This window comes from Chryseobacterium sp. CFS2, assembly GCF_036543225.1.
In the GTDB taxonomy this organism is placed as follows: domain Bacteria; phylum Bacteroidota; class Bacteroidia; order Flavobacteriales; family Weeksellaceae; genus Chryseobacterium; species Chryseobacterium culicis_A.
Genome location: NZ_JAZHQU010000006.1, coordinates 1 through 26084, shown reverse-complemented (window position 1 = coordinate 26084; position 26084 = coordinate 1). Strand labels below are relative to the sequence as shown.

The following is a 26084-nucleotide window of genomic DNA, read 5'->3' as shown; positions in this document are numbered from 1 at the left end:
GAATTCCATTGTGAAAATAGAATTTATAGGTAATCTTTGTATTAGTTCCCTTTAGCAAATATGGTCCCGCTTAAAGATCCCTTACCCCAGTTGAAGTTTGATCCGGATGAAGCGAACATATTAAACCTGGTACCAGTTGCAGTCCCTTCCACATAGCCATTCAATGTATATACTATATTCAGAGGCGATGATCCATTATTAACAACGGTTTCAGAAAAACTCCCTGAAACACTTATCATATGCGAACCGGAAGAAGAATAGGGAACAGAATATTTTCGGGAACCCTCCGGTGCTTCTACTCCGTCTTTAACAAAACGAATCCCAAAGTATCCATTAACAACTGTATTACTGTTATTTATAGGAAAAGTGCCCATAGGAACAGTGTAGGTCATTAATATTTTGGCGGTAGAATTGGCAGGAACCACTACGGTAGCGCTTAAGCCAAGATCTATATTATCTATAATGTTGCCTGCTCCCACAGCAGCCTGATCTACAGGAACTGTTGCTGCAACCGCTACTACCTGTGATAAGATATAATCACTTTTCTGAGGGGATAGTTTATTCCAGTTGGGTGCTCCGGAAGTTCCTGAATTATAATAAAGTCCCTCTCCATAAGGAGTTAATGCTGTGTTAGAATTGTAAACCATCAATCCTTTTGCAGGTGAAGGAACTGTTGCTCCATCTGTCATTGATGTTAACGATACTCTTGGCAGCAAAAATCCTTTAGTAGCCGAATTGAGATCCAGTAAAGCTGAATTATCCGGAATGCTTGTTCCTACCCCCACATTGCCAGAAGGAGTAATTGTCATCTTTATACTATTACTGGTTACTAGATGCAGGTTGTTGGGTGTGGTAGTTCCAAAGTAGGCGGATCCTCCCCCAATATACGTTTTCAGATTGATTGTACCATTGGTATGATTCAAACCGAAACTATTATCGGGTGTACTGATGGTAAGTTTAGTATCAGGTGTATTGGTACCAAGCCCTACGCGGTCATTGGCAGCATCTACTGATAAGGTATTTCCATCCACGGAAAATGCATTGGTCTGGGTTCCGGTAAATGCCAGAGTATTGGCACCCTGTGTTACCGTTCTATTACTGGTAAGTGTACCATCTGTATTATAAATATTAATGGAAGTAGCTCCTACAGCACCACCATCCGTAGATCTCCAGCCAGAGTTACTGTATACATATTCCAAAGCCTTACCATTGGGAATGGTAACACCACCTAATGCAGCACCAAAGCCTCCCGTTGTATTATTAAAAACAACGATTCGCTGACCTGCATTGGGGGCAGCAGGCGCCGTAATAGCAATTGTTGCAGTAGCAGCACCGGTAAGCTGTACCTGGCTTATATTAGCTGGAATAGTAGCTGCGTTACCAGTAACAACCAGTGTTGTTTCACGGTTGGTAATGGCTCCGTTCACATCCAGGGTGGTGCCGGGAGTGGTAAGCCCCAGTCCCAGATTACCATTAGAAGTCATTACCAGGTCATCTGTAGCCTGAGCTGCTGTCGGGGTTCCTGTTGTTGGATTATTTTTTACTCCATCAATGTTAAATACTCCCTGAGGATTAGTTGTATTGATCCCCACTTGTGATTTAGCCACCAGGGAAAAGGTGGTAAGCAAGCCTGCTAGTAATAATTTTTTTTTCATAATATATAAGAATTTAGAATTAAAATAAATTAATATCTCTTTTTCTGTGAGTATTTCATAAAAAGAATAGTATATCCTTGCGTTTTGTTGAATCGTATTTCTTCAAATAAAAGTAAGGATATACTCCAGGTTGTTGCATGTTTTGATATACATCATACGTACATCACATATACATCATATGTTATTTGATTACGGTTTCTGTGTTTTTATCATTCTTGTGTGGAGTAATTACTCTATTGTGCGGTTTATTTTTTTTATTGAAACTTTAGTAAATGACATGTTATTTACATCCTATTGCTTTATACTCTGAAATAAATGTTTTCTGCCAATGATTTTGTAACGATTAAAGCAAACACTGAATCTGACAGATGACGAAGTTTTTGATATCGTAGCATTTTTGAAAACACTGAACAGTTACAAATACAAAATGCGTCCGCCGGAATTGCCTAAATCATAACTGTAATAAAAAAACTCTTCCGCTTGGAAGAGTTTTTTTATTTAAAGTGCTTTAATCATTTCATTTTTGTACAGATTTAATGGATAATTATAAGATAGAATAGGGATGAATATTAGATCATTATTGTTCTTTACTGTTGGGTTAAGTGTTTAATTATTAATTGTTTATGAAAATTACATAATGGATTATAAAAAGTGATTTTAATTTGTATATTTGATTTTTATTTAGAATAAATAAAAATATAGTGTAAAGAAATAATAATGACTACAATTTTATCCATCTAATCCACAATTTCCACTAAAAACTATGGAACAACAAAACAAAAGAATCCTGACTCTGGATTTAATAAAAGGTATAAGTGTTCTCGGAATGATCATTATACATACCTTATTGGTGTATGCCAATGTCAAATCACAATATGAAACAGCCATTGGCAGTTTTATTGTTTTTCTCGGAAGAGGAACCTCCATCTTCCTGATCTGTATGGGAATCACCTTTATGACTTCCAGCCATCAAAGCCTTAAGAGTGCATTAAAAAGAGGTGTCTTATTAGTGTTTGCAGGTCTGTTCATGAATTTTATGAAGTTTATGGTCCCTGTTATTTTTAATTTTGCTCCCGATAATTTTATCCAAAAATACGGATGGCATGCTCCTATAGAACAACAGTATGTATATTTGGTACAGCTGGGTGATATTTTACAGCTTGCAGGGATGTCTTTATTATTCGTTGGGTTTATCAGAGAATATGTGAAAAATAAATATATTATGCTGGCTATAGGCTTATTTGTAGCCCTGATATCCAGAGAAGTGAGCGGAATTAATCTGGACTATCCCGTGATCAATTATGTTCTGGATCTTCTTTTCAATACGGATTATCCGGCATATGTCTATTTTCCTGTTTTCCCATGGATGGCTTTTATTATCATCGGAATGTTTTTCGGTAAATGGTTTCAGGAATTAAACTACAATATCCAACAGATATTTAAAAATATGCTGTATGTGGGGCTGTTGTTCATTGCCATAGGAGCACCGCTGGTTTTTCTGTATGGTGATTATAATTACAACGGTTTTTATCATATGGGACCTGGAGGAGTTATTTATTTTGCAGGCTGGACATTACTATTTTTATGGCTGATCAATACAATAACGACAAATAGTAAAGAAAATGGCTTCATGCGTGTTCTAAAATACTGCAGCAAAAATTTAACCTCAATGTATATGATTCAATGGATACTGATCTCTTGGGGAAAAGGTATTTTTGGGTATAGACAGCATGAAATTGGTTATGTTTCGGTGCTCATCGTACTGTATATTATTCTCACCTTTTCAGTGCAGACTTTGTTGGATATCATAAGAAAGAAAAAAACTTTATTTGATTTCACACCCATATCATCAAACAAAACAGTGTTGAAATAAATATTTCAGCTCAAGACCAAAAATATTTTATAGCAAAACCACAGTAAATCTTTTACGGTGGTTTTGTTTTTAATAACGGGTTAAAGAATTTCCACTTCTTCAGGGATCACAAAAAGAATGGTGCATCCATGTTCCGATTTCACGGAATGTTTAAAGCTAGGTGGAGTGTATAAATAATCTCCTTTTTCAAGTGTGGCTCCTGCAATAGTGGCATCGCCTTCCATGATAAACAGTTCCTCACCTGCAGGATGGTTGTGATAAGGGTAGCTGGCTCCCGGTTCAAATTTTAAAAGAATACTGGTTGAGCGATTGTTTTCAGGATCAAATTTTAAAGATTTTACAAAAATACCTTCATAATGAATCCCTTTTTCAATTAAAGGCTGCCATTCTTTCTGTTCTGTTTTTACGATGTAATCGTGGATGTTGGTGTTCATACTATGTAAATTTTAATTGTTATTGTTATAAAAATGGTCTAAACTCCAGGCGTAACGGGAAAAAGTACTCAGGAGAAATGCTGCGGCACTGAAAACAAAGACAGAATAATCCAAAGGCTCTTTAATACCCGAAGAAATGCTCATCGCAACCGCAAAAAATAGGGTGAGAATAGAGGCAGACCATGCTGTCTTTTTTATTTGAAATCCCAAAAGAAGCAGCACTCCAATTGACAATTCAGCGGTGGTAGATATTACGGCAATACCAGCTGCCCACGACTGTGGTAAAAATGAATTTATTTCAGCAGTATATTTAACAAAATTGTTCCAGCCGGAAGACTGATTTCCCCAAAGATTCAGCCTGCTTGCCACAGCAGATAAAAATCCGAAAGCCAAGGTAATTCTTAATAAAAAAATAGCGGCATCCTGTTGAGTTTTCATACGTATAATTTTTAGGTCTTAATTACAGTACAAAGTTCAGCGAAAGCCGTTATCTAAAGAATAGACAATTCCGGGAAAAGAATGTAATATTTGTATGGAAGAGGGAAGCAGAAGGATGGAAGTTGGAGGCTGGAAGCTGGAAGCTGGAAGTGATGATGTATAAAAATTCTGGACGAGTCTCAAATGCTGTGGAGAATTCAGTATATTGACATTTAGTTATAAATTATAGTATAGCTTTAAACACATGCTTCATCAGAATCGATTGAATATCGATTCATTTCTTTGCTCACTTAAGATAAAACGGAATTGAAAATAAATCTTTGCGTGTTATAAAAATCCAGAATTACAGACCTCTCCAACTTTTAAGACTGATTCAAAGTTTTAAGAAGTTGATATTATACTTTTAAGGAGGCAAAGGCGGAATCAATTTCATTGATTCTTTCTAAGCAACAGGATATTTATATTGCTTCATAAGGTGATTACTACATTTTTTTGCCTAGCCCCAACTTTGCACCTGATTTCTATCTGGCTTCTTTTAAATTTCCTTTACGATCTTCTGATAATCTTTTGGAGAACGGGAAGTATGTTTTTTAAAGAAATTGGAAAAGTAGAAAGGATCATTGAAACCAAGAAGGTAAGCAATTTCTTTTACGGTTAGTTTTTCATAAAGTAAAAGTCTCTTCGCTTCAGAAATAATAAGACTGTAGATCACATTCTGAGCGGTTTTGTTGGTGTGAAGTTTTGAAACCTCATTCAGTTTGGCTTCAGTGGTTCCAAGAAGATCTGCAAAATGAAAGACCTGATAATTGTTTTTAAAGTTATCCCTCACACTTTCCAGGAATTTTAAAAATAAAGCATCCGGTTTCCAAATTTCATCACCATTGGCAATCTTACTGCGGTTGATTTCTACCAGTAGCAGTTCCACCAGAGAATGGGTGGAGATCAGATACTGATAAGGCTGCTCCTGAATTTCTTTTTCAATAGTATTCAGCGTTTCATAGAAAAATGCAGGATGTTGTATGGTAATGATTTCATTCATTCCGAAATGACAAAAAAGCCCGTTGTGAAAAATAAGTTCAATATCACTGTCGCTTTTACAGAAAAAGTCCAGGGTAAATTCTAATGCAGTAAGTTCTCCTTCCACAGATTTTAACTGATGAAACTGTCCCGAAGTAATGGTTACAGTCTGCCCTGTCTTAAGGATGAAGATATTTTCATCAATCAAAATTTCAGCACTTCCGTGATGGCACCAGAACAAGGTATATTTAATGACCCGTCTAGGCTCAGTATGTCCTGCCTGATTATAATATTTTCTTATTTCAATCATTTTATAAATATTTAAAGTTAAATAAAATAATTGAAGGATTAAATACCTAAATTCGTGTTGATTTTAAATGAAAATTCAGAATGAAATACTCTAAAATTATTATCGTTGTCAGCCTTTTACTGTTTCAGTTGGGAGCAGCACAGGAAAAAGCAGATGTTGTATTAAATAAGGCTTTCACGGAAGCTAAAGCAGGAAAGAAGAATGTTTTATTGGTGTTCCATGCTTCATGGTGCAAATGGTGTAAAATGATGGAAAAAAATATGGATCTTCCTGAAACCAAACCTATTTTTGATAAAAGATTTGTCACAGCGTATGTAGACGTTCAGGAAAGGGGAGATAAGAAGAGCCTTGAAAATCCAGGCGGACAGGAACTTATGAATAAATATAAAGGCGGAAATGCAGGACTTCCTTTCTGGCTGGTTCTCAATCCAAAAGGAGAAGTACTGGCAGATTCCTTTGATGATAAAGGAGAAAATCTGGGATCGCCGGCAACCCCTGAAGAAGTAAAGTCTTTCATTGCCAAGTTGGGAAAAACCTCAAAACTTACCAATGAAGAATCACAGACCATAGAGAAAGTATTTGTGAAGAAATAAGAAATAAAATCCCGGGAATATTACCCGGGATTTACTTTTTAGAATGAGGTCATCTGAAGTTTATTATCTTTCCATATTTCTTTAATAGAATCATTATTTTCTATTCTTAACGGAATAAATTTTTTGTCAATTTCATCAAATATTTTCAAGTACGATTTAAAATCATTCACCTTGAATTTTTTATAGTATTCAATGTCTTCATTGGAAAAAAACAGTTCCAAATCTTTTTGTTCCTTCATATACTCATAGTCTTCATAATATTTGATTTTAGACATAACATTTCCCCGTATGTTGCTTAATGCCATATCCTGAGGCATAATAATACATCCCATTTTTTGATAATAGATTAATGTAAACTTGGAATAATAACGATATAAATCAACAATCCTTTTGTCATTTCTATCTATAAGAGAAGATATTGCATTGATTCTTATAAAAGTACTTCCGTTAAATGCCAAATAAAATAGTTCATCATTGGTTGCTGTTTTATCAATCTCATTATACATTTCGGATAATTTGGAATACTCTTCTGTATTATAATCCTCTTTAAGTGTTAAGTCGAAATATCCTTTATCAATAGGGTCAATAAGTTGTTTTAGCTGGTCAGAAGTCTGGGCATTGAGTAAGTATATTTGTAACAGAAGGAATAGTGAAAATCTTATTTTCATGGTATGGTTTACCAATAAACGATCTTTGAAATATATTATTATAGAAAGTTCATCAATTAAAACTTCCCGGATCTTAATAAGCGGGAAGTTTTTTAGAGTTTAATAATTAAGGAATGAGAGGGTAACTACAATTCTTTATAAGAATATTCAATATTAGTCCACAAAACCTGATCTCCTGCTTTTATCATTTCGGAGGGAGTCGTAAATATATTTCCAAAAATATTTTCGAATTGGGTGGTCCCAAAATGGGCACTTTTAGTAATTAATAGTGCGTCCTGGTCGTTTCGGGGTACTTTTTTAACGTATCTGTACGTTCTTTTTAACGTGAATGAAGAGGTGTTTTTATTGAAATCGCCAATGTAACTTGGCTTATTATTGTTATTCTCTTTGATCAGTACAGAGTCATTGACGATCGTAAAACTATAAGTGAAATCCGTAGATGAGGTTTCGGAAAACAATTTAATGGTTTTGTTTTTAAGATCAAGGCTTATTTTTTTCCAGGCAGGTTCCTGATATAAGCTCCAATAATTGTTGAGGTAAGATTCATCCGGTGTAGATTTTTCTCCATTTGATCCTTTGTACAAAACTGTATTTTTTACAGCATAGCTTTTAAATTGAAACTGGTAAAGACTTTTATCAACAGGTCTTGGATCATCAATCGTAGTGTCATTATTTTCACAAGAGATCAATGAGAGTGCCATCATCAGGGCATAAAAAGAGTATTTCATGGGTATATTGTTACAAAAATATAGAGGTTTCACACGTAACAGTGAAACAAAATAAAATGGAAGCTATATTTAATAGGGAAAAAATAAAAAGGTGAAAAGGTAAATATTCGATTTACCCTTTCGCCTTTTGCTTTAATTTATTTTCCAAAATATATCATATCCTGCTTCTGTTGCTCATTATAAATGATCTGGAAGCTTACAGGCATATATTGATAAAGGAGTTTCCAATGTTGAATCTTTGCGTGTTTTTTGAAACTTTCAAAAGATCTTACAAACAGATTTTCAATCATGATTCTTACATAAGAATCACCGTTTTTATAGATTGAGTCCATCAGTTTAAGGTGATGGGCAATAATGCTGATTTTAGATTCCTGTAAAAGATTCTTCAGATAATTCACGGTAGCCTGCATGATTCCAGCGAAATTGTCCTGAACAGACAACTGGGTGATTTCATTGCGAAGTGGCGGATAGAAAAATTTTAAGTATTCAACAGCTATTTTTTTATTAATAGTTTGCATTTTTACTTTCATCATAATTAAGAATTTTTCAAACACTTTTTAGTGCAGCGAAATGTATACCAAAATCTAAAGACAGGCTGCAAAAATAAAAACTCCTAGGATCACTGCTATGTGAGTGAGTAATATCTCTGTATTGTGTCTGTTTGACGTAGTTTTCCAGGTTTTCCAGTCTGAAATTCTTCTTATTTTATTTTTCATAATCTATTGATTGTGAGTTATTTTAATTTTTGTTTAATTTAAACACTTTGTAATGAAACGGATGAAAAATGTAACAAACCCGTTATATGCCATGACTGTAAATTTGTCTTGAATACACCTTCTGAAGGTTGGCAGAAATGTGACTAAAAATCACTTTTTTGTATTCCTCACTGCAGAAAGCAGTACAATTGTCCAGAGAATAGATAAAAGTAGTTTCAATAGCGTTCTTTAATACCGTATCTCCGTCAGTGTATATTTTGTCCATTTTCTGTAAACTTCTGAACAGCAGATTTCTGTCATTCTGGCGGATCATATTTTTAATACGTTCCGTAAAAGTTCTGATGATGCTGTATGAATTTTGAATTTTAATTTCTTTTACTTCTTTTTCAAAGTCGGGAACCACGTCTGTGATTTCCTTTACGGCTTGCAGATAATTCATAATATTATATTTTAATTTGGATTGTGTTCTAATAGTTTAATGATCGCACCAAAGATGAAAATGGTTAAAAAAGCAAAAAAGAGCATATGATAAGGTTTCAGCCATTTTGGAGTTTCAGGTCCTTTGCTTTTTAATCTTCTGAGCTTGTCTATTCTGTTTAAAGTTTTTAAGTCCATTTTTCTATGTTTTCAAATGATGATACCAATGATATTCCGTTAGAAAAGAAATAGAATTAATGTGTTGATATTAAGTGCGTTGTGTCTTTATTGTTGAATTTTTTAAACAATAAAGTATGTCAAAATGATAAGGTTTTTATCAATTTGGAAAATAAAAGTCACCAAAACTTCTTCCACAAACCTATTACAAATGACTGACTGATAATTCCCCTCCCTTGGAGGGGTGGCAAATTGAAGATTTGACGGGGTGGTTAAAAACTCAGCTCTCTCTAAAATGACATTTTTTAAGTTTCGCAATAAGGATAAGAATGAATATCTTTGCAGTCCAAATATTCAGAAAAATGTTTTCAAAAATAATAGTACACAGAGTAGGAAATAAGATCAATGGGGATTCCCTGACGATTTCCCAGGAGGAATTGAAACTGGAAGAAGGAATGGCAGAAATGCTTGAAGACTACTTTTTAGGTTCTTTTAAATCGGAAGAAACCTTCCATTTTTATAGTGATACTTACCTGGTCAATAATCCGGTGTACAGTGCTGTATCTGAGATTTTTGATGACAAGTCCAAGTTCATCTGGGAATCTGAGAATATTGCAAAGCATCTTTTTGAAGCCGCAGAAAACCCAAGAGTTCAGAGTGGAGAGCTTTTTATCGTTCTTTTTGAAGATGAAAGTGACCGTCCGGACAAGGTAGATAAAATCGGGATCTTTAAAACAGAGAAGAGAGAATCTTTCCTGAAAATAAATCCTGCAGAAGAAACATTTGACATTGAAAAAGATCAGGGAATTGGTTTATCCAAAATTGATAAAGCCGCTTTGATTTATAACAATAATAAAGAAACCGGATACATACTTTCTGTAGTTGACAACAACAAAAACGGAGATATGTACTACTGGTTCGAAGATTTCCTGAAAGTAAAACAGCGTGATGACGAATATTTCCACACGCAGGAAGCTTTGATGGTTTATAAAGATTATATCACAAAACAGCTTCCTCAGGAATTTGAAGTTTCCAAAGCGGATCAGGCAGATTTCCTTAATAAATCTATCAATTTCTTCAAAGAAAAAGAAGAGTTTAAACTGGATGAATTTGCCAGTGAAGTATTGGGTGACGAACATGTAATTGAAAGTTTCGTGAACTTTAAAACAGATTACGAACAGGATATGCAGGTGAATATCGCTGAAGAATTCCCGATCAGTGAAGCAGCGGTAAAAAAGACACAGAGACACTTTAAGAGTATCATTAAATTAGATAAGAACTTCCACATATACATCCACGGAGACAGACAAAAAATTGAAATGGGTGAAGATGATAAAGGAAAATATTACAGACTTTATTTCGAAAAAGAGGTATAAAAAGAAGTCATTTCATAATAATATCATAACTTTATCAGACCACACAAAATAACAGTTATGAAATTCATGATCATTTTCTGGGGAGCTTTTTTCTTTTTTTTCTGCGCTCCTTTTCCGATTTTCATTTATATGATGGGGGAGGAACTCGCAACAGAACCGAGAAATTCATTAGCCGTGAGCTATGGGTATCTCGGTTTTTCTTTGCTCATATGGATGTATGTGATTGCCTTCTTTATTAATATTCTTTTCATCAAAACCTTTAAGGAGAAAAGTACCATCCAGTCTATACTAAGGAATGGAATTCCGAGAGAAGGAAAAATCATTGATTATAAACTTCTGAAATACATTCCGAAAACCAATATGAATGTCATTCAGATCGTTCTTTCATTTCCTAATCTTAGAAATACATTAATTGAACATCAAATGATGTTTCACGATTCCAAACCACAGGAAAAAAGATTTGCTGTCGGAAATAAGGTGAAAGTATTGCTGAATCCCAAAGTGTCACAGGAACCTTACTTTATTTTAAGCGATCAGAAAGTTGGTTTTAATTCCTTTGGAATCATTTTAAGAGTTGCATTCATTGTATTCTTACTTGCTTATGTGACTGGATTATATTATTATTTCTACATGCGGGAATCCTTCGATTTTGGCTGGAGGTTTCTGACCTTCATGCACCCGATTATTTTCAGTGGAGTGATGACTCTGATTTATATATTGGTTTTCCAATTGTTGATCAGTAAGCTTTTTAAAAATAAAAAAGAAGAACGGATCCTCTTCTCAGGAAGAAATGCGGAAGCCCATATCATTAGTGTAAGCCAGACTGGTCTTATGGTAAATGATCAGCCGCAGATTATGTTTCAGGTGAGTTTTAAAGATTTCAGAGGAACTGAACATATTGCAGTCTTTAAGAAAGTTGTTAGCCTTTTAAATCTTTCTTCTGTCCCTAAATATGGAAACATTGAGATCATGTATGATGAGAACGATCCGAAGAAGATTATGATTCCTAAAGGAATTTAAGAACAAAGGAACAAAGCAAAAGGATAATGATGCATCAAAATAATTAAAGAACCTTTACACTTTACCTCTAAAAATCTCTGTTTGAAATTAATTATTTAACATATTAAAAAATACCCAAAAGTATTTTTTAATAAATGCTTTTTTGTTTAACTAATATGATAAAACCCATTCAGTTTTATACGGAAAATCTTTAAGTGAAAAATATGTTTTACTCAGATAAATAGCTACTTAACATAATAAAAGACATGCTATGGATAAGAGTTAGTTATATATATTTATGATCTAACCAAAAAACATATTTTATGAAAAAATTAAAAAAATTGACTCGTGAAGACCTTAAAACTGTAAAAGGAGGTATTAAACAGGTGTGGATTGCAGAATTTTGTGGTCAGACTGCTACTACAACTCAAGATTGGACTGCTGAACAAGCAAATCAGTGGCTTGCTAATCTCGAAGCAAATTACTGTAAATAATGTTTCATATTTAATTACTTGCACTTATGACCTTATAAAGTTATAAGTGCAAAATAAAGTTATAAGTGCAAATTTTTTTGTAATCCAAAATAATTCTATGTATTACTATAAAAAAATATTTCAATTATTAAGCTTATGTTTTAGCGTCTTATTTTTTTCTCAATTACATAAAAAAGATACTCTGCGTGGTGAGTTTACCTATTTATTAAAAGCCAAATTGAATACATTAACTCCTGATTATAGACATGAAGAACTTTTTTCATTACAGGTAGGTGATAAACGTTCTTTTTTTGCAAGTATTCAATCACTGAAAAGAGATTCAGTATTTCAAGCACTTCCGATAAAAACGTTGGAAAATGGAGCAAAACTGTTAAGTTCGAAGGGAGTATCCGTTCCAAAAACAAAATTTGCCTTTACCATAATACAATCAAATGAAAATATACAGTATTTTAACTTAGTTGGAATGTCAATACTCACCTATAAAGAACCGGTCATTAAGAATTGGAAATTAAGTAATGATACAAAAATAATAAACACAATAAATTGTAAAAAAGCAGAAGTTACCTTTAAGGGGCGAAATTGGACCGCCTGGTATTCTCCCGAAATTCCTTTACCCTGTGGGCCATATAAATTTAGCGGATTGCCTGGATTGATTGTTAAAATAACAGATGACAAAGAAGAGTATGATTTTGAGCTTGTAAAATCTACACCTGCATTTAAGTTAAAAGGTAAATTAATTAAGATGAACGAAAATCGATATAATGAAGCTTTTGAAACAACTCGACCGAAATTTGAAAAAGCGGTAAAAGATGCTAATGCCAATTTAATGGGTGTACTTCAAAGTTCTGAAACCACTATTATACAAGGCCAAGAAATGATAAGGCAGAGACAAAAAGAAAGAGAAGAAAATAAAAAATATGAAAACCCGATAGAATTGGAAAAAGATTAGTAAAGGCTAATCTTTTTTCGTTTGCTAATATCTATTCGTACTTTTTACCTTATTCATTATCTTTGCTTCCTTAGCTAAATCATATGAAAACAACACTTGTCGATTTAACAAAGCCTATTCAGTATAATGCAGGCGACCCATGGTTCATGCGGGTGAAAATCAAACATAAAGCACACAGAAAATCACATTGGCTGATTCGTCTGGCACTGAGACTTCCTTCAAGACTTTTTCCTAAAAACTGGACGGGTTGGGCAGATGATACCATCAAAAATATGGGACTTCATGCTACGACCCATATTGATGCTCCATGGCATTACGGCCCTGTAGTAGAAGGGAAACCTGCTAAAACAATAGACCAGATTCCATTGGAGTGGTGTTATGGAGAAGGAATTGTGATCGACTGTACTCATAAAGAAGATTTTGTAGCCATCACGGTAGATGATCTGAAAAATGATCTGAATAAAAACGGAATCACTATCCAGGAAGGAAATATTGTACTGATCAGAACGGATCGTGATAAGATGATGGGAACTCCTGATTTTGTAGAAAAAGGAACAGGAATGAGCAAAGAAGCTACAGAGTGGCTGATTGACCAGGGCGTGAAAGTAATGGGAATTGATCAGTGGGGCTGGGATCTTCCTCTAAAATATATGGCTCAAAAAGCCAAAGAACTGAATGATCCCGAATTCTTCTGGGAAGGCCACCGCGTAGGAATTGAGAAAGAATATTTACATATCGAGCAGCTTACCAATCTTGGAGCATTGCCTCCGTCCGGATTTAAGATCTGTGTATTTCCTCTTAAAATTGTCGGAGGATCTGCAGCTCCGGCGAGAGTAGTAGCGATGATAGAAGCATAGGAATGTGAATTTTATAGAAAAACAAAAAGGACGAATTTGTCAATAAGCAAATTCGTCCTTTTAAATAGTATCATTTCGACTTTGGTCTCATTTAATTCTTCTTTCTGAAAAACAAAGCTCTGTTATACTCAAAATTCATTCTGGCGATATTGAGTACGGAAATTCCCTGAGGGCATTCTACTTCACAGGCTTCCGTATTGGAGCAGTGCCCGAATAATTCCGTATCCATTTGTGCAATCATATCCAACACTCTTTTACTTCGTTCCTCTTTCCCCTGAGGAAGAAGTGCCATGTGGGTAATCTTTGCAGAGGTAAATAAGGCGGCACTTCCATTTTTACAGGTAGCCACACAAGCTCCACATCCGATACATGCAGCAGAATCAAAAGCTTCTTCAGCCGTTTGGTGAGTCACCGGAATGGCCGTTGCATCAGGAGCCTGGCCGGTATTTACAGATACAAAACCTCCTGAAGATATAATTCTGTCAAAAGCAGAACGGTCTACTTTTAAATCTTTCTTTACAGGAAATGCTTCAGCCCGGAATGGTTCTATCAGAATCGTTTCCCCATCTTTAAAAGACCTTAAATGAAGCTGGCAGGTTGTTGTATTTTTCAGGGGACCATGGGCAATACCGTTAATCATCATCCCACATTGTCCGCAGATTCCTTCACGGCAGTCGTGATCAAACTCTACAGGTTCATCTCCCTCAGTGATCAGTTTTTCATTCAGGGTATCCAGCATTTCTAAGAAAGACATATGGGAATTCAATCCTTTCAGGTCATAACCAACGAGTTTTCCTTCACTTTTTCTGTCTTTCTGTCTCCATATCTTAAGATGTAAATCCATAATTTTCTGTTTTTTATTTGTAACTTCTTACCGTTGGCTGAATCTCTTCAAAGATTAAAGGCTCTTTAATCAATGCTGGTTCGCCATTTTCACCCGTCCATGCCCAGGCAGAGATAAACTGATATTCGGTATCATTTCTCATCGCTTCTCCATCCGTTGTCTGGAACTCTTCCCGGAAATGAGCTCCACAGGATTCGTTACGGGTTAATGCATCATAGCACATCAGTTCTCCGATTTCGAAATAATCGGCAACACGGCCTGCTTTTTCCAGTTCGGTATTCATTTTATCTCCCTGTCCGGAAACTCTTACATCTTTGTAGAATTCCTGTTTCAGTTTTCTGATCTCCTGAATGGCATATTTCAATCCTTCTTCGTTTCTGGCCAGACCGCAATAATCGTACAGGAGTTTTCCCAATGTTTTGTGGAAATAATCAACAGTTTTGGTTCCTTTGATGTTCATAAAGTCCTGGATCTGTTCTTTCACTGCTTGTTCAGCCTGTTCAAATTCCGGAGTATCCGTTGAAATTTTTCCGGTATGAATTTCATCGGCCAGATAATTGGCAATCGTATAGGGAGCAATGAAATATCCGTCTACTGAAGCCTGTAAAAGAGAGTTTGCGCCTAATCTGTTGGCACCATGATCTGCAAAATTAGCTTCACCTAAAGCAAAAAGTCCCGGCACAGTGGTCATCAGTTCATAATCTACCCAAAGCCCGCCCATTGAAAAGTGTGCAGAAGGAGAGATCATCATAGGTTCCTTATAGGCATCATATCCTGTTATTTTAAGATACATATCAAATAAGTTTCCATATTTTTCGCTGATCTTATCTTTTCCCTGTTCCTGTATTGCTTTTGAAAAATCAAGATATACTGCATTTTTCAAAGGTCCGATTCCGAAACCGGCATCAATTCTTTCCTTTGCCGCACGGGAAGAAATATCCCTTGGTGCAAGATTTCCGAAAGCCGGATATCTTCTTTCCAGATAATAATCTCTTTCATTTTCCGGAATATCATTGGGTGGTCTGTTTTCACCTTCTTTCAACGGAACCCAGATTCGTCCGTCATTACGCAATGATTCAGACATTAAGGTCAGTTTAGACTGATAATCTCCGGATTGCGGAAGAGAAGTAGGGTGTACCTGAATCCAGCTTGGAGAAGCCATTAAAGCTCCTTTTTTATGGGCTCTCCATATGGCCGAGCCATTACATCCCATGGCAAGGGTAGACAGGTAATAGATTTTTCCGTAACCACCTGTTGCCAGTATTACAGTATGTGCTGCATGTCTTTCAATTTCTCCTGTGTCTAAATTCCTAACGATAATTCCTCTGGCTTTCCCGTCAACGGTAACCAGATCAAGCATTTCATGTCTTGAAAATAATTGTACGGAGCCTTTTCCAACCTGTCGCATTAAAGCCTGATAAGCTCCTAGAAGAAGCTGTTGTCCGGTTTGTCCTCTGGCATAAAAAGTACGGCTCACCTGAACTCCACCGAAAGAACGGTTATTCAGATAGCCTCCGTATTCACGACCGAAAGGTACGCCTTGAGCTACAGCCTGGTCAATAAGGTTCAGAGAACATTCTGCCATACGGTATACATTGGCTTCACGGGCTCTGAAATCTCCGCCTTTCAGCGTGTCTACAAACATTCTGTATACGCTGTCACCATCGTTTTTATAGTTTTTTGCTGCATTTACACCTCCCTGCGCTGCCACAGAGTGTGCTCTTCTCGGGCTGTCCTGAAAACAGAATGATTTGACATTATAGCCCATCTCTCCCAAAGAAGCTGCAATAGAACTTCCCGCCAGCCCTGTTCCTACAACAATAACATCCAGTTTTTTACGGTTGGCAGGATTAACGAGTCTTGCTTTCTTTTTATAATTTTCCCATTTATGTTCCAATGGGCCTTGTGGTATTTTTGAATCTAAAATCATGACCGTTCTGTTTAATGATAAGTAAAGAATACATACACCGGCATCAATGCAAAACCTACACAGATAATGATTGAATAGGCAATCCCAATCGTTTTGAACCATTGTACAAACTTAGGATGATACAGTCCCAGCGTTCTTACTGCACTGTGTATCCCATGAATCAGGTGATAGCATAAAGCAATCATTGATAAAACATAAATGATAACATACCACCATTCTTTAAAGACATTCACTACCAGAATGTAGAGATCTTTATTTCCATTCTCATCCAAAGGCGGATTTCCGAATTTGTAGATATACCAGAAGTTCTGGAAATGGATCACCAGGAAAATCAGAATTAATGTCCCGAGGATTCCCATATTTCTGGAAGCCCATTTACTGGCTCTTCCACGTCTGTCTGTCTGATAACCGCCACCAGACTTTTTATTTTTTAGCGTAATGATCAGTCCGTCTACAGCATGCAGAATAATACTGGCATACAAAACGTAAGAAACTATTTTGATGATAATATTTCCTGATAAAAAATGCGAATAGGCATTAAATTGCAGGTGTGCCTGTTCTTGTGGAAGAAAAAGCTGAAGATTTCCAAGGAAATGAATCAACAGGAAGAATCCCAAAAAGAGTCCTGTAAGACACATCAGCATTTTTCTTGACAGTGTTGATAACATATTTTTGATTTATTGATTAATAATATCCTAAGACTTTCATCCACAATCCTCCTACAACCATATAAATGATCAATAGGACGATTCCTATTTCAAGACCTCTTACCCACCAGGCTTTGAGATCTACATATCCACTTCCGAAGAATACAGGAGCCGGACCGTGGCCATAATGGGTAAGCACTCCATAAATAGAACCCATGAAACCAAGCATCATTGCCAACAGCATAGGAGGAATTCCTAAAGAAACCCCAACACCCAGCAATGCTGCATACATAGCCGCTACGTGAGCGGTAGCACTGGCAAAAATATAGTGACTGAAGAAATAGACTATAATAATAACCGGGAAAGCTACCTGCCAGCTCAAACCTCCAATTTGTACTTTGATAAGGTTACTGAACCATCCAATGAAACCTAATTCATTTAAAGAGCTTGCCATCATCACCAGTACAGCGAACCAAACGATAGTATCCCATGCTCCTTTCTCTCCTTTTACATCTTCCCAGGTTAGCACTGAAGTTAACAGCAATAGTGTTAATCCGATGAATGCTGTAGTGGTAGCATCAATAGAAAGTGCTCCCCCAAATATCCAAAGTGCTAACAGAATAAAAAATGCCAGCAGCATTAGCCATTCGTTTCTGGAAATAGGGCCCATTTCTTTTAATTTCTGAGCGGCCATTTTCGGAGCATCACCCGTTTTTTTCAGTTCAGGCGGATATAATTTGTACAATACCAAAGGAACGACAAAGAATGCTACCGCACCCGGAATGAAACCTGCTGCAGCCCATGACATCCAGGTAATATCAATCCCAAGATTGGCTGCAAATTTCTGACACATCGGGTTACTTGCTGTTCCGGTAAGGAACATGGAAGAAGCGATGAGGTTCATATAGTAGCTGTTTAAAGTCAGGAATGATCCCAGTTTTCTATGGGTTTCCGGTTTTTCAGGAACGGAATCGAAGCTTATTGCCATAGATTTCATAATAGGGTAGATAATCCCACCACCTCTTGCTGTATTACTCGGAATAGCAGGAGCCAGACAAACATCAGCAAGCCCTAATCCGTACGCAAGTCCCAGTGAACTTTTACCAAAGACCCTGATGAATAAAAAGGCGATACGGTTTCCCAATCCTGTTTTGATAAATCCTCTGGCAATAAAGAATGAAATCCCGATCAGCCAGATTACTTTGTCTCCAAAACCGGAAAGCGCTTTGGTAATGGATTTTCCGGCATCTCCCGGAGCAACTACCTGTGTAAGGGCTGTAAAACCAATGGCCATCATACACATTGTACCCATTGGAGCAGCTTTAAGAATGATTCCTAAAATAGTTGCCGCAAAGATGGCAAAAAGATGCCAGGCATTTTCTGCAACACCCTCTGGAGCAGGGATGAACCATATGATTAACGCAACAACAAATGTGATCGCTACGTTTTTGATATTAATTTCTTTCATGATACTAACTATTTAATCGTTAAAATCTACTCTGAACTTGCACTATAAATAGATTGTTGTTGTATTGTGAGGTGTTTTCCACCTGATATTTGTAGCGGTCAAACTGTACTCCCAGCTGAATTCTTGCTCCGTAATTTTTCAGGAATTCCAATCCGAACATTGGGGTAATGGTTTGTCTTGGGTTAGAAGCCATTCTGAAATTGGTGTCAAGATATTCGTAGCGGCAGGATAATTCGAAAGCACTGAGATTTTTGTGGTTGATCTCATATCTCAGGTTCGGCAGGAAGTAGGCTCCACGGATAAGATACTGATCAGGATTGTCAGGACGTAATTCCGGGGCAATGGAGTTATACAGAACGTGGTTGGTTGCCTGTTTGGCTTCCAACTGCATATCAAGGCTCCATTTTGGATCAAATTGGATCAGTGAGCTTAGATCTATACCTAAGGCATACACTTTTTTGCTGAAAACTTCTCCGGTACCTCCATTCAGACCTACATTGAAATGATATTTTTTTGATAATCCGAAAACAAGACGGGTAGAGTACTGCTTTCCGTTGTCATTATCGTTAATCTGATTTTTTCCATTTCCGTTCACCACGGAAACTGCATATTGGAAGGGTATTTCTCCCAGTTGAAGTTGTCCAGTAGCAGACATCCCGATCTGGAAGCTTGTCCAGCCCAGTTTTCCAAATTCCGTATATTGATTGGACCAGTCTAAAGATTTAATAATATCAATAGGGTAAGTCTCTTCAATACCAAACCAAGGTCTGAACTGTCCTACAGTAATGGCTAATTTAGGATTGAAAGTATACTTCAGATAAGCATTTTCAAGAACTCTGCTTTTGGGGTCATTTTTAAAATCGGCAAGGTTGGCCAAAACAACAACTTCCGTTCGTTTACTGATCTGTGCCCGAACCTGAACCCTCATGTATTTGAGCATGAAATTATTATCGGTTCCGGAGCCATCGGTATGATGAAGCCCGTTTACATCAACATCTTTAGACATTCCTACCAGATAACGTGCCTGAAAAAGGCCTTTGATCTGCAGCTGTGGATATTTTACATTGTCTTCTTCCTGTGGAGGAGGTGTGGTCTTCAGAGAATCCTGATTTTGTGCATGGGCTGATAACGCACAAGCCAGCATGCACAGGATCAGGCTTTTCTTTTTAATCGAAAAAAAGGCCATATCTATTTTTTGTTTTTTTATTGTGAACTCTATTTTACCACAACTGCTTATCCAGCCCGTTTTAGTATCTCATAAAATCATAATGGGGCATACTTAGGGCATTGTTTACTAAGCGCAAGCATTTTTTGTGGCGAAATATCTATTTTAATCCCAAGAATGTGAAGGGTGCAGATTCTTTAAAACTTGCATTGGATTTACCGTTGTAGGTGTTATTATTACTCAAATCCAGTTTCATCACTTTTCCCTTAGCGCTTAGGTCGAAATCTTTAAGATCTACCCAGAATGTGTTGGGAGTGAAAACGGTTTCAAAATAATATACCAGGTTTTTCTGATCCGAAACAGAACGCCATCTTGTGGATGAAATATTGGGTTCGGTAGCGGAAGAGATTCCATAAGGTACAGAACAGTTTCTGATGACACTGAAAACACTGGCTACTGCTGTGCGGGTATCGGCAGTCTGCGGAATTGCATTGATGTAGTATGAAGCTCTCACAAAGCGGTCTGCAGCACGGTTGGTTCCGGGAAGCATAACTGTTCCGGGAATCCCTTTCCAGTAATTGTTAAGAGCGAGCTGTTCCTCAAAAATAGGAGAGTTGGTCATAACAGTGTAAGAAGGATCATGGTGGATCACCAGTTTTCCGTTAATATATTCGAATACGGCACTGTCTCCTGAAGCATCGGAAATGGAAAGGTGAACGGTTGTAAATCTCTCTGTTCCCGGAATATAATCACTTACAATCACGAACGGTTCTTTTTGTGAATGCTCTACCGCTTCTTTTACGGTGGCGAAATTATCAAGATAATATTGTGCCCATAATGAGATGGCAATTCCCTTTTTACTTCCTTTTCCATCGAATTTCGGGTATTGGGATTCTCCCAGCCAAAGCAGATTAGCAACCAATCCTTTTTCGTTCATTCCGTCTGATGATGCAATATCCCATGACGTACTGACGAGGCTTCCGTATTTGGCAGTCCATTTTACTGATTTAGAACCTACCTGCCCGTTACGGTCTATACCTTTTGGCAAAACCCATAAATTGGCCGGGATTTCATCACGCCAGTCCATAGAACGGGCTGTAATAACGGTGTTCTGCGGTCCTTTGTAAACTACCCTTGTACATGCTTCTGATGGATTCCACAATCCTACAGAGAGGATCAGAGAAAATAAAATTAATGGGAACTTTTTCATAATAGTATTATTTGAATTTAAATTTTATATTGAATTTATTGTGAATAATTCAATTAATTTTGATCATATTCATTATTTGGTGATATAAATTTAGCGAAAATTGTTTAAATAAAACAATTATTAAAGTTAATAATCTGTAATCCATGTTATGAATCATGATTAAAGAGTGCATAACCTTATTATTGGATTTTTTTTCGTATATTTTAATGATATGGCATAAAAAAGGGGTGAAAATGAAGAATATTTAAATGCATTTTTACTACATTTTTATCTGTTATCTCCCATGAATGCGTCGTAGAGTGTACTTTGAAATTATATACCACAAAAGTAAACACTGTTCAAAAAAACGCTATATTTGATTAATAGACTGAAGAGATATATGAATTTTGTAGAATGTCATGAAGAACCTATCCATATTCCGGGTTCTATACAAAGTTTTGGCTATTTGATTGGCATTGATGCGGAATCCCACACCATCACTTTTTTTAGCAGGAATATCTCGGATATATTTACCATCGAAAACCCGGAAAAGCTTTTCGAAAAGAAGATTACAGACTTTCCCGAAAGCTTTCAGAGTATTATCAATTCAGAAATATATACTTCTCTGGAAAGGTTTACCAGACGTAAAAACGAAACCTATTTCGATAAAATTTTTATCAACGAAAAAGAGTATCACTTTTCTGTTTTCAGGAGTGAATCTTCCATTTTTCTTGAATTCGAAGAAGTCCTGCTCAATCCTGACAAGAGGATTTCCAATAAGTATGACAATTTTTACATCATTGATAACGAAAAAGAACTCTGGAATCATCTTCTGGAAACGCTGTCAAAGGTGGTAAACTATGACCGGATGATGGTCTATAAATTCATGATGGACGGTTCCGGAAAGGTAATTGCCGAAAGGAAAAATGAAAATATGGAAAGTTTTCTGGGGCTTCATTATCCGGAGTCTGACATTCCGAAACAGGCACGGGATCTTTATCTGAAAAAAAGAAAAAGAATTTTCAGTAATGTATATGCTGATACTGTTCCTATTTTAAGCAAAAGTGCGGAAAGTATTGATCTTACTTTTTCAGCTTCCAGAGGGATGTCGCCTGTTCATGGGCAGTATCTTAAAAATTCGGGAGCGGCTTCAAGCTTCAGTGTTTCTATTATTATTGATGATCATCTTTGGGGGCTGGTTACCTGCCAGAATGTAGAACCCAAGCATATTGACCTTGAGGATAGAGTACAGGCCGGAATTTTTACCACGCTGGCTGCGAATGCCTATTCATCTTTTAAATCTAAAAGTGAGCTGAACTACCGTTTGGAACTGAATGAGAAAATGTCTCAGATGAAAACGGAATTTCTAAAGCACCATAACCTGTTTGATTCTCTTATCGAATGCAAAAAAGAGATCCGAAACTTACCTGAAGCAGACGGGCTTGCCATTGTTTCCGATGAGAATATTGTGACAGACGGAAATACTCCAGGGTTGGAAAGTATCAGTACCATTGCAAAATGGGCACTTGAAAATACCAGTGATCTGATTTATGTGAGCCGAAACTTCCTTAAAGACCATGGTAAAGAGCTGGATCTGTCTGAAAATGCAGCAGGAATTGTTATTTACTTTATTGAAAGAGATAAAAATGAAATGCTGATCTGGTTTCGGAAAGAGTTTGATGAACACATCAACTGGGCTGGAAATCCGGAGAAAAGAATAAGTGTGTTTTCTCAGAACGGCGAAGAAAGACAGATGATATCACCCAGAACTTCCTTCCGTATTTTTACTGAAAATATCAAAGGCTATTCTAAAAGATGGAATTCCAGAAATGTGAGTGCTGTACAGGCTGTAAGGGACCTCATTTTAGAAACTTCTCATAAAAATTATAATGCAATCAAAAGGCTTAATGATGAGCTTAAAAAAGTAAATGAAGAGCTTGACAGTTTTTCTTATACCATCTCCCATGATCTGGGAACTCCTTTGACTGTAATGAAGCTGAATGCTCAAATGCTTTTGGGAAATCTTAGAGATGATTCTGGAAAAAACAAGACCAAGATTAATTCGATTATCGAGGAAATCGACAATATGGCAGAAATGATGCATGATGTACTGCAGCTCAGCCGTGCGAAACATAGCGAAATTCAGCTTGAAAGTCTTAAAACGGCTCATACAATTGAGAAAATTTCCGAAAACGCCAAGATGACCTACGGCAGTCCGAACAGTGAAATTATCATTAAGGAATGCCCGGATGTCATGGCTGATAAAACCATGCTTCATCAGGTATTTTTGAATATCATCAATAATGCGGTTAAGTATTCGTCCCATAAAGATCTTCCGCAAGTGGAAATTGAAGGAATTGAAGACGGCCAGACTATTATTTACAGGATTTCTGATAATGGTATTGGTATTCCTGAAGAGGAGAAACATAAGATGTTTAAAATCTTCAACAGAATGGATAATGCCAAGAAGTTTAAAGGAAACGGAGTAGGGCTGTCTATTGTACACCGCATTATGAAAAGATTGGGAGGAAATGTGGATTTTGAAAGCAACAGTGAGGGTACTTCCTTTATTTTAACGTTCAAAAAGCCTTATATTTGAGAAACTTTTAAAACGTTATGTATGGTATCAGAATATCTTAAACAGAATACAGCAGATTATCACGATGCAGCAGAAAAACTTTTTAATTCTGAAAAGATCTTTAACAAAACTTTCACTTTAGAGGATTATAAAAAGATTATCCACACCAATTACCTGATGCTTCTTCACAGTGAAGATAAAATATTCAACAGCCTTTCCGGTAAGTATGCAGAGAAACTTCAGCTGGATGCAAGAAAAAAACTCTCCCTTATTGAAAAAGACCTGAAAAGCCTTTCTCTGGAAAATCAGGAAGTATCTCATCCTCTGGATTTCAATAACGAGCATGAAGCACTTGGAGCCATGTATGTGATTGAAGGTTCTACCCTTGGTGGAAATGTAATTGCAAAACAGCTTTCTAAAACGGAAGGATTTGATGAGGTTACCTTCAACTTTTTCGGATGTTATCAGGAAAATACAGGGCCTATGTGGAAGAATTTTAAAGAAGTTCTGGATACAGAGGTAACTGAAGAAAACTACAATGAAGTGCTTTCCGGCGCGAAAAAATTATATACGTTTTTACTGAACGTCAACTAATTTATTTTAAATCTAATTAAATTCCTGAAAAATTGCTCAATTTTTCAGGAATTGTTAAATTTGGGGAGTTTCAAATTTAAACTTAACTAACAAAAAATAATTTTTAAAAAGTAACAATATGAAAGTAACTGTAGTAGGTGCAGGCGCTGTAGGAGCAAGCTGTGCAGAATACATCGCAATGAAGAACTTCTGTTCAGAAGTAGTTTTGGTAGACATTAAAGAAGGGTTTGCTGAAGGAAAAGCAATGGACTTGATGCAGACAGCATCTCTTAACGGATTTGATACAAAAATTACGGGTACAACAGGAGATTACAGCAAAACTGCAGGTTCTCATGTAGCAGTAATCACTTCAGGGATTCCAAGAAAACCTGGAATGACAAGAGAAGAATTGATCGGTATCAACGCTGGTATCGTGAAAGAAGTTACTGAAAACTTAGTAAAACATTCTCCGGAAGTAATCATCATCGTGGTTTCTAACCCAATGGATACTATGGCTTACCTTGTTCACAAAACTTCAGGTCTTCCTAAGCACAAAATCATCGGAATGGGTGGTGCATTAGACTCTGCAAGATTCAAATACAGATTGGCTGAAGCATTGGAAGCTCCAATTTCTGATGTTGACGGTATGGTAATCGCTGCTCACAGTGATACAGGTATGCTTCCATTATTGAGCAAAGCGACAAGAAATGGGGTTCCTGTAACTGAATTCTTGAGTGATGAGCAACAAAAATATGTAATCGAAGAAACTAAAGTAGGAGGAGCTACTCTTACTAAATTATTAGGAACTTCAGCTTGGTATGCTCCAGGTGCAGCAGTTTCTGTAATGGTTCAGGCTATTGCATGTGACCAGAAGAAAATGATCCCTTGTTCTTTAATGCTTGAAGGAGAATACGGACAAAATGATATCTGCCTTGGTGTTCCAGCAATTATCGGAGCAAACGGAGTAGAATCAATTGTAAACGTAACTTTGACTGCTGAAGAGCAATTGAAATTCGCTGAAGCTGCTAATGCAGTTAGAGAAGTGAATGGAGATCTTAAATTTTAATTTACTGGATTTTATATAAAAAAAACCGCACCTTTTGGTGCGGTTTTTTTATGCATTACGACTTCATTTAGGTCTTTCGTTTGAGGATTCGCTGGCACGAGCGTCCCGCTCGTGTCCACATTATAAATTAACATCTATTTCAAGAATCCTCTCATAATCGTCACAATAATTTCTGGCACTGCTGTATTTCCATTCCCAAGGTTCCATAACGAATCCAGATTCTACAGGATTCTGATGAACATAATTTAGTTTTTGTTCAAATACTTTTAATGACCATATCTCTATGGGCATATTATTTTGTTGCCAAAACTGATACTTTTTTATATTAGAATTTTGGCTTCCTGCTTTTTTAAACATCCACAATAACCACTCTTTTCTGCTTTCCTGAGTATTGTCTTCAATAGCTTGTAGTAGTTTTTTAGCTGTAAAACCTTTAAAATCTCTTATTAATTCTGAAGGTTGGCATTTCTCTGACCGGAATAACAGATGTACATGACTAGGCACGATACAATATCCGAAAATAATCATTCCTTTGTTTTTTCTACAATATCTTAATGCTTCAATAAGAATATCAAAATATTCCATTCGTGTAAAAATATCTATCCAGAATACTGTGGCAAAGCTTATAAAATAAGCTCCTTCTTTTTCATGAAATTTGTGTTTTCTGCTCATATTATAAAAATACTAAAAACTCATTGTCATTATTGTGTTATATATTTTTTAGAGATCTAAGGGGCTCACGAGGGAGGATGTTAAGTGAATTTTGAATTAAATTATTATGAGGGACACGAGCGAGGACGCTCGCGCCAGCGGAGAATGGAGATCTTAAATTTTAATAATAGCCCGCTTTTAAGCAGGAATTAAAATAGATAAACCCCTGCTGTTTCATTTGAAACAGCAGGGGTTGTTTTTAAATTCTTGAA

27 protein-coding genes are annotated in these 26084 nt (G+C 36.4%); 10 read left to right on the top strand and 17 right to left on the bottom strand.

Going from position 1 to position 26084, the window contains the following annotated elements; translation table 11 throughout:
* Nucleotides 1-41: 41 nt before the first annotated feature.
* Nucleotides 42-1655: a hypothetical protein gene (locus tag ODR02_RS14865; protein WP_309512661.1), complete on the bottom strand. Its 1614-nt coding sequence runs from the start codon at nucleotides 1653-1655 to the stop codon at nucleotides 42-44.
* Nucleotides 1656-2418: 763 nt separating this feature from the next.
* Between ODR02_RS14865 and ODR02_RS14860 the strand changes: the two genes are divergently transcribed.
* Nucleotides 2419-3528, top strand: a complete 1110-nt coding sequence (locus ODR02_RS14860) for a heparan-alpha-glucosaminide N-acetyltransferase domain-containing protein (protein WP_309512660.1) — start codon at nucleotides 2419-2421, stop codon at nucleotides 3526-3528.
* Between the two features lie 80 nt (nucleotides 3529-3608).
* On the opposite strand, the gene ODR02_RS14855 is transcribed toward ODR02_RS14860, so the two are convergent.
* The 3 genes from ODR02_RS14855 to ODR02_RS14845 all read right to left on the bottom strand — a co-directional run bounded on the left by ODR02_RS14855 (nucleotide 3609) and on the right by ODR02_RS14845 (nucleotide 5727).
* Nucleotides 3609-3962: a cupin domain-containing protein gene (locus ODR02_RS14855; protein ID WP_209787936.1), complete on the bottom strand. Its 354-nt coding sequence runs from the start codon at nucleotides 3960-3962 to the stop codon at nucleotides 3609-3611.
* Between the two features lie 12 nt (nucleotides 3963-3974).
* Complete coding sequence (locus tag ODR02_RS14850) at nucleotides 3975-4400, bottom strand: DoxX family membrane protein (protein ID WP_309512659.1); 426 nt, start codon at nucleotides 4398-4400, stop codon at nucleotides 3975-3977.
* Nucleotides 4401-4935: 535 nt separating this feature from the next.
* On the bottom strand, nucleotides 4936-5727 hold the full coding sequence (locus tag ODR02_RS14845) for a helix-turn-helix domain-containing protein (RefSeq protein ID WP_309512658.1): 792 nt from the start codon (nucleotides 5725-5727) through the stop codon (nucleotides 4936-4938).
* 80 nt (nucleotides 5728-5807) lie between these two features.
* Here ODR02_RS14845 and ODR02_RS14840 point away from each other — a divergent pair, with 80 nt between their 5' ends.
* The gene (locus ODR02_RS14840; protein ID WP_309512657.1) at nucleotides 5808-6320 is read left to right on the top strand and encodes a thioredoxin family protein; all 513 of its coding nucleotides are present in this window, start codon (nucleotides 5808-5810) and stop codon (nucleotides 6318-6320) included.
* Nucleotides 6321-6358: 38 nt separating this feature from the next.
* Here ODR02_RS14840 and ODR02_RS14835 read toward each other — a convergent pair whose 3' ends face one another.
* The 6 genes from ODR02_RS14835 to ODR02_RS14810 all read right to left on the bottom strand — a co-directional run bounded on the left by ODR02_RS14835 (nucleotide 6359) and on the right by ODR02_RS14810 (nucleotide 9047).
* The gene (locus ODR02_RS14835; RefSeq protein WP_209787947.1) at nucleotides 6359-6988 is read right to left on the bottom strand and encodes a hypothetical protein; all 630 of its coding nucleotides are present in this window, start codon (nucleotides 6986-6988) and stop codon (nucleotides 6359-6361) included.
* A 125-nt stretch (nucleotides 6989-7113) separates the two neighbouring features.
* Nucleotides 7114-7716, bottom strand: coding sequence for a hypothetical protein (locus ODR02_RS14830; protein WP_209787951.1), 603 nt, complete (start codon nucleotides 7714-7716; stop codon nucleotides 7114-7116).
* A gap of 137 nt (nucleotides 7717-7853) precedes the next feature.
* On the bottom strand, nucleotides 7854-8249 hold the full coding sequence (locus ODR02_RS14825) for a DUF7674 family protein (RefSeq protein ID WP_309512656.1): 396 nt from the start codon (nucleotides 8247-8249) through the stop codon (nucleotides 7854-7856).
* A gap of 51 nt (nucleotides 8250-8300) precedes the next feature.
* Nucleotides 8301-8432, bottom strand: coding sequence for a hypothetical protein (locus ODR02_RS14820; protein ID WP_262497573.1), 132 nt, complete (start codon nucleotides 8430-8432; stop codon nucleotides 8301-8303).
* A gap of 82 nt (nucleotides 8433-8514) precedes the next feature.
* Nucleotides 8515-8871 carry a DUF7674 family protein gene (locus ODR02_RS14815; protein ID WP_209787956.1) on the bottom strand — a complete coding sequence of 119 codons (357 nt, stop codon included), beginning with the start codon at nucleotides 8869-8871 and terminating at the stop codon, nucleotides 8515-8517.
* 11 nt (nucleotides 8872-8882) lie between these two features.
* Nucleotides 8883-9047 carry a hypothetical protein gene (locus tag ODR02_RS14810; RefSeq protein WP_245169846.1) on the bottom strand — a complete coding sequence of 55 codons (165 nt, stop codon included), beginning with the start codon at nucleotides 9045-9047 and terminating at the stop codon, nucleotides 8883-8885.
* A 341-nt stretch (nucleotides 9048-9388) separates the two neighbouring features.
* On the opposite strand from ODR02_RS14810, the gene ODR02_RS14805 reads away from it, so the two are divergent.
* The 5 genes from ODR02_RS14805 to ODR02_RS14785 all read left to right on the top strand — a co-directional run bounded on the left by ODR02_RS14805 (nucleotide 9389) and on the right by ODR02_RS14785 (nucleotide 13701).
* Nucleotides 9389-10402, top strand: coding sequence for a nucleoid-associated protein (locus tag ODR02_RS14805; protein WP_105681800.1), 1014 nt, complete (start codon nucleotides 9389-9391; stop codon nucleotides 10400-10402).
* A 57-nt stretch (nucleotides 10403-10459) separates the two neighbouring features.
* Nucleotides 10460-11422: a hypothetical protein gene (locus ODR02_RS14800; RefSeq protein WP_209787959.1), complete on the top strand. Its 963-nt coding sequence runs from the start codon at nucleotides 10460-10462 to the stop codon at nucleotides 11420-11422.
* Nucleotides 11423-11724: 302 nt separating this feature from the next.
* Nucleotides 11725-11895, top strand: a complete 171-nt coding sequence (locus ODR02_RS14795; RefSeq protein WP_209787962.1) for a bacteriocin-like protein — start codon at nucleotides 11725-11727, stop codon at nucleotides 11893-11895.
* A gap of 46 nt (nucleotides 11896-11941) precedes the next feature.
* Complete coding sequence (locus ODR02_RS14790) at nucleotides 11942-12844, top strand: GLPGLI family protein (RefSeq protein ID WP_309512655.1); 903 nt, start codon at nucleotides 11942-11944, stop codon at nucleotides 12842-12844.
* Nucleotides 12845-12927: 83 nt separating this feature from the next.
* Entirely contained in the window at nucleotides 12928-13701 is a 774-nt protein-coding gene (locus tag ODR02_RS14785) for a cyclase family protein (RefSeq protein WP_209787969.1), read from the top strand.
* Between the two features lie 91 nt (nucleotides 13702-13792).
* Here ODR02_RS14785 and ODR02_RS14780 read toward each other — a convergent pair whose 3' ends face one another.
* The 6 genes from ODR02_RS14780 to ODR02_RS14755 form a co-directional block, all read right to left on the bottom strand.
* On the bottom strand, nucleotides 13793-14545 hold the full coding sequence (locus ODR02_RS14780) for a succinate dehydrogenase/fumarate reductase iron-sulfur subunit (RefSeq protein ID WP_079242849.1): 753 nt from the start codon (nucleotides 14543-14545) through the stop codon (nucleotides 13793-13795).
* Between the two features lie 13 nt (nucleotides 14546-14558).
* Nucleotides 14559-16475, bottom strand: coding sequence for a fumarate reductase/succinate dehydrogenase flavoprotein subunit (locus ODR02_RS14775; RefSeq protein WP_309512654.1), 1917 nt, complete (start codon nucleotides 16473-16475; stop codon nucleotides 14559-14561).
* Between the two features lie 11 nt (nucleotides 16476-16486).
* Nucleotides 16487-17143, bottom strand: a complete 657-nt coding sequence (locus tag ODR02_RS14770) for a succinate dehydrogenase cytochrome b subunit (protein WP_309512653.1) — start codon at nucleotides 17141-17143, stop codon at nucleotides 16487-16489.
* A gap of 16 nt (nucleotides 17144-17159) precedes the next feature.
* Nucleotides 17160-18590, bottom strand: coding sequence for an anion permease (locus ODR02_RS14765; protein WP_079242846.1), 1431 nt, complete (start codon nucleotides 18588-18590; stop codon nucleotides 17160-17162).
* Nucleotides 18591-18609: 19 nt separating this feature from the next.
* Nucleotides 18610-19776 (bottom strand): porin, encoded by a 1167-nt coding sequence (locus ODR02_RS14760; RefSeq protein WP_209787977.1) that lies wholly within the window; start codon nucleotides 19774-19776, stop codon nucleotides 18610-18612.
* Between the two features lie 139 nt (nucleotides 19777-19915).
* A complete protein-coding gene (locus ODR02_RS14755; protein WP_309512652.1) occupies nucleotides 19916-20965 on the bottom strand; it encodes a linear amide C-N hydrolase in 1050 nt (349 codons plus the stop codon).
* 379 nt (nucleotides 20966-21344) lie between these two features.
* On the opposite strand from ODR02_RS14755, the gene ODR02_RS14750 reads away from it, so the two are divergent.
* From ODR02_RS14750 to ODR02_RS14740, 3 genes are all read left to right on the top strand, one after another.
* Nucleotides 21345-23543: an ATP-binding protein gene (locus ODR02_RS14750; protein ID WP_209787983.1), complete on the top strand. Its 2199-nt coding sequence runs from the start codon at nucleotides 21345-21347 to the stop codon at nucleotides 23541-23543.
* Nucleotides 23544-23564: 21 nt separating this feature from the next.
* Entirely contained in the window at nucleotides 23565-24116 is a 552-nt protein-coding gene (locus ODR02_RS14745) for a biliverdin-producing heme oxygenase (protein WP_105681154.1), read from the top strand.
* Between the two features lie 118 nt (nucleotides 24117-24234).
* Nucleotides 24235-25161 (top strand): malate dehydrogenase, encoded by a 927-nt coding sequence (locus ODR02_RS14740; RefSeq protein ID WP_034699354.1) that lies wholly within the window; start codon nucleotides 24235-24237, stop codon nucleotides 25159-25161.
* A 120-nt stretch (nucleotides 25162-25281) separates the two neighbouring features.
* Here the strand turns inward: ODR02_RS14740 and ODR02_RS14735 are convergent, their stop codons facing one another.
* A complete protein-coding gene (locus ODR02_RS14735) occupies nucleotides 25282-25833 on the bottom strand; it encodes an REP-associated tyrosine transposase (protein WP_309512651.1) in 552 nt (183 codons plus the stop codon).
* Between the last annotated feature and the right edge of the window lie 251 nt (nucleotides 25834-26084).

Coding starts and splice junctions, on each gene's coding strand:
- ODR02_RS14810 (WP_245169846.1), bottom strand. CDS start 9,047: ATGGACTTAAAAACTTTAAACAGAATAGACAAGCTCAGAAGATTAAAA.
- ODR02_RS14740 (WP_034699354.1), top strand. CDS start 24,235: ATGAAAGTAACTGTAGTAGGTGCAGGCGCTGTAGGAGCAAGCTGTGCA.
- ODR02_RS14820 (WP_262497573.1), bottom strand. CDS start 8,432: ATGAAAAATAAAATAAGAAGAATTTCAGACTGGAAAACCTGGAAAACT.
- ODR02_RS14735 (WP_309512651.1), bottom strand. CDS start 25,833: ATGAGCAGAAAACACAAATTTCATGAAAAAGAAGGAGCTTATTTTATA.
- ODR02_RS14750 (WP_209787983.1), top strand. CDS start 21,345: ATGAATTTTGTAGAATGTCATGAAGAACCTATCCATATTCCGGGTTCT.
- ODR02_RS14850 (WP_309512659.1), bottom strand. CDS start 4,400: ATGAAAACTCAACAGGATGCCGCTATTTTTTTATTAAGAATTACCTTG.
- ODR02_RS14835 (WP_209787947.1), bottom strand. CDS start 6,988: ATGAAAATAAGATTTTCACTATTCCTTCTGTTACAAATATACTTACTC.
- ODR02_RS14755 (WP_309512652.1), bottom strand. CDS start 20,965: ATGAAAAAGTTCCCATTAATTTTATTTTCTCTGATCCTCTCTGTAGGA.
- ODR02_RS14765 (WP_079242846.1), bottom strand. CDS start 18,590: ATGAAAGAAATTAATATCAAAAACGTAGCGATCACATTTGTTGTTGCG.
- ODR02_RS14855 (WP_209787936.1), bottom strand. CDS start 3,962: ATGAACACCAACATCCACGATTACATCGTAAAAACAGAACAGAAAGAA.
- ODR02_RS14785 (WP_209787969.1), top strand. CDS start 12,928: ATGAAAACAACACTTGTCGATTTAACAAAGCCTATTCAGTATAATGCA.
- ODR02_RS14815 (WP_209787956.1), bottom strand. CDS start 8,871: ATGAATTATCTGCAAGCCGTAAAGGAAATCACAGACGTGGTTCCCGAC.
- ODR02_RS14775 (WP_309512654.1), bottom strand. CDS start 16,475: ATGATTTTAGATTCAAAAATACCACAAGGCCCATTGGAACATAAATGG.
- ODR02_RS14770 (WP_309512653.1), bottom strand. CDS start 17,143: ATGTTATCAACACTGTCAAGAAAAATGCTGATGTGTCTTACAGGACTC.
- ODR02_RS14845 (WP_309512658.1), bottom strand. CDS start 5,727: ATGATTGAAATAAGAAAATATTATAATCAGGCAGGACATACTGAGCCT.
- ODR02_RS14830 (WP_209787951.1), bottom strand. CDS start 7,716: ATGAAATACTCTTTTTATGCCCTGATGATGGCACTCTCATTGATCTCT.
- ODR02_RS14795 (WP_209787962.1), top strand. CDS start 11,725: ATGAAAAAATTAAAAAAATTGACTCGTGAAGACCTTAAAACTGTAAAA.
- ODR02_RS14800 (WP_209787959.1), top strand. CDS start 10,460: ATGAAATTCATGATCATTTTCTGGGGAGCTTTTTTCTTTTTTTTCTGC.
- ODR02_RS14865 (WP_309512661.1), bottom strand. CDS start 1,655: ATGAAAAAAAAATTATTACTAGCAGGCTTGCTTACCACCTTTTCCCTG.
- ODR02_RS14805 (WP_105681800.1), top strand. CDS start 9,389: ATGTTTTCAAAAATAATAGTACACAGAGTAGGAAATAAGATCAATGGG.
- ODR02_RS14780 (WP_079242849.1), bottom strand. CDS start 14,545: ATGGATTTACATCTTAAGATATGGAGACAGAAAGACAGAAAAAGTGAA.
- ODR02_RS14840 (WP_309512657.1), top strand. CDS start 5,808: ATGAAATACTCTAAAATTATTATCGTTGTCAGCCTTTTACTGTTTCAG.
- ODR02_RS14825 (WP_309512656.1), bottom strand. CDS start 8,249: ATGATGAAAGTAAAAATGCAAACTATTAATAAAAAAATAGCTGTTGAA.
- ODR02_RS14860 (WP_309512660.1), top strand. CDS start 2,419: ATGGAACAACAAAACAAAAGAATCCTGACTCTGGATTTAATAAAAGGT.
- ODR02_RS14745 (WP_105681154.1), top strand. CDS start 23,565: ATGGTATCAGAATATCTTAAACAGAATACAGCAGATTATCACGATGCA.
- ODR02_RS14760 (WP_209787977.1), bottom strand. CDS start 19,776: ATGGCCTTTTTTTCGATTAAAAAGAAAAGCCTGATCCTGTGCATGCTG.